The following is a 2643-nucleotide window of genomic DNA, read 5'->3' as shown; positions in this document are numbered from 1 at the left end:
TGGAAAAAACGGTCAAATTGACCACCTAATTCCGGAGCAAATTGACCATCGATTCCGATTCAAAATGACCACCTAATTTCGGGTCAAAATGACCACCACTTTCCGGTTGAAATTGACCACCGAAAAATACTACTTTTTTTCATGCTGTTAGCCACCTAAATTCGTTGAAAAACGAATTATGGCAAATAAAATAACAGACATGAGTAAGATAAGAAAAGTCATTAAATTTCATTGCAAGGGCAAGAGTAATTTATTTATCAGCAAGTACCTTTCACTTTCCAGAAACACGGTAAAGAAGTATATTTCTTTGTTCAAAGTATCGGGCTACAGCCTTGATTATATAGCTGAGAAGACAGATGCTGAACTAGAAGCTATTTTCGTTGGAAACACTGCAGAACAGGTCAATCCTAAGCTAGAGAAGCTTTATAGCTTTTTTCCACAAATAGAGCGAGAGCTTAAGAACGTTGGGGCAACTGTTCAACAGCAGTGGGAACTGTACTTTGCCGCAAACCCTGATGGAGTGCGGAGCTCACAATTTAGAGTTCACTTTAAAAACTGGAGCAATCGTGTGAATCCGGTGATGCATATCCAACATAAATCGGGAGATAAGATGTATGTGGATTATGCCGGAAAAAAACTTTCTATCGTTGATGAGAATACCGGAGAAATAAAAGAAGTTGAGTTTTTTGTAGCGATTCTTGGTGCCAGCCAATACACCTACGCAGAAGGCTCGATGAGTCAACAGAAGGAAGATTTTGTAAATTCTGTAGAAAACGCCATGCGTTATTTTGGTGGAACTCCAGCTGCGATTGTTCCTGACAATTTAAAATCGGCAGTCATAAAAAGTAGTCGTTTTGAACCAACGATTAATGAAACTTTAGCTGATTTAGCGGAACATTATGAAACTACCATACTACCTGCTAGGGCTTATAAACCAAGAGATAAATCATTGGTTGAAGGAGCAGTTAAGATTTTATACCCAAGAATTTATGTGCATCTTAAAAACAAGGTGTTTTTTAATTTAGAGCAATTGAATGAAGCTATTTGGGAATTATTAGATCTCCATAATCGTAAAAAACTCACTGGAAGACCTTATTCTCGATACGAACTCTTCTTGGAGGACGAGAAGGACAAACTACGCCCATTGCCACTAGAGCGTTTTGAAATCAAGTTACATTCTTTTGCTACGGTTATGCAAAACGGACATGTACAACATAGTCAGGATAAAAACTATTACAGCGTTCCCTATCAATACATCCGTAAAAAAGTCAAGCTTTTGTATACACAATCAGTAGTTGAAGTATATTACAAATACAATCGAATTGCCATTCATCAAAGAAATCCTAAACCTTTTGTATACACCACCAATGCGGAACATTTAGCCAGTACACATCAGTTTGTAGCTGATTGGAGTGCTACTCGTTTTATTGATTGGGCAAACAGTATCGACCCTTGTGTGGGTGAATTTATCATTAAAATCATAGAGAACAGAAACCACCCTGAACAGGCTTTCAAGAGTTGTTTAGGAGTTCTGACGTTCGAGAAAAAAGTGGGCAGAATACGATTAATCAATGCTTGCAAAAGAGCTCTTGATTTTAAGATTTACAACTTTAAAACCATACAAAACATTTTGGAAAACAACTTAGACTCTATTGATGAAGATAAAGACTTGAATCAAGACTTACCTGAACACCAAAACATTAGAGGCAAAAACTATTATGAATAATTTAAAACCATTACCTATGAATCAAGCAACAGAAAGCAAAATGAAACAAATGAAGCTCTATGGCATGCATAGTGCTTTTAAAACCGCATTAGAAAGCGGTAAAACAGACCATTACACCATTGACCAATTTGTGTCAATGATTATTGATGCCGAATGGGATGAAAGGCATAACAGACGCATTGAGCGAAGCATTAAAAACGCCCGGTTCCATTACAAGTCAAACATTGAAAATATCCATTTTGATGAATCCCGGAATTTGGACCGTACTCTTGTTTTTCGATTGGCAGAATGCGAGTTTGTAGAGAAAAATCAAAACGTTTTAATCACCGGAAGCACCGGTGTCGGTAAAAGTTTTTTAGGTACGGCATTGGGTTATCAAGCCTGTATACAAGGTTATAAGGTCAGTTACTTCAATACTTCAAAACTTTTTGCCAAGTTAAAAATGGCCAAAGCAGACGGTTCGTATTTGCGTGAACTAGCCAAAATAGAAAAACAAGATGTAATTATTTTAGACGATTTTGGTCTCCAAGCTCTCGATAGTCAAAACCGAATTACACTTCTAGAAATCATTGAAGATAGGCACAATAACGGTTCTATTATCGTTACTTCACAGATACCGGTACAAGGATGGTATGACATTATTGGAGAAAAAACAATCGCCGATGCTATCTTGGATCGTTTGATACATCATTCACACAGAATCGAATTATTGGGTGAATCGATGCGGAAGAAAAAAACCATTAATAAAGATTAATTTTTTTAACTATTTTTGAATAGAAACTAACACATGAAAAAAAGTAATTTTAGGTGAAAAATCGGGGTGGTCAATTTGAACCGGAATTGGGTGGTCACTTTCAACCGAAATCAGGTGGTCACTTTAAATCGGAATTGGGTGGTCAATTTGACCGGAATTTGCA

General features: G+C 36.9%; 2 protein-coding genes. Both read left to right on the top strand.

Features of this window, described 5'->3' with window-relative positions; translation table 11 throughout:
• The first annotated feature begins 199 nt into the window (after positions 1-199).
• Complete coding sequence (gene istA / locus H601_RS0112910) at positions 200-1726, top strand: IS21 family transposase (protein WP_211223559.1); 1527 nt, start codon at positions 200-202, stop codon at positions 1724-1726.
• Positions 1727-1742: 16 nt separating this feature from the next.
• A complete protein-coding gene (istB, locus tag H601_RS0112905; RefSeq protein ID WP_026711877.1) occupies positions 1743-2480 on the top strand; it encodes an IS21-like element helper ATPase IstB in 738 nt (245 codons plus the stop codon).
• Positions 2481-2643: the final 163 nt, after the last annotated feature.

The organism is Flavobacterium filum DSM 17961 (assembly GCF_000425465.1).
GTDB lineage: Bacteria > Bacteroidota > Bacteroidia > Flavobacteriales > Flavobacteriaceae > Flavobacterium > Flavobacterium filum.
This window is presented reverse-complemented; position numbering and strand designations above follow the sequence as displayed.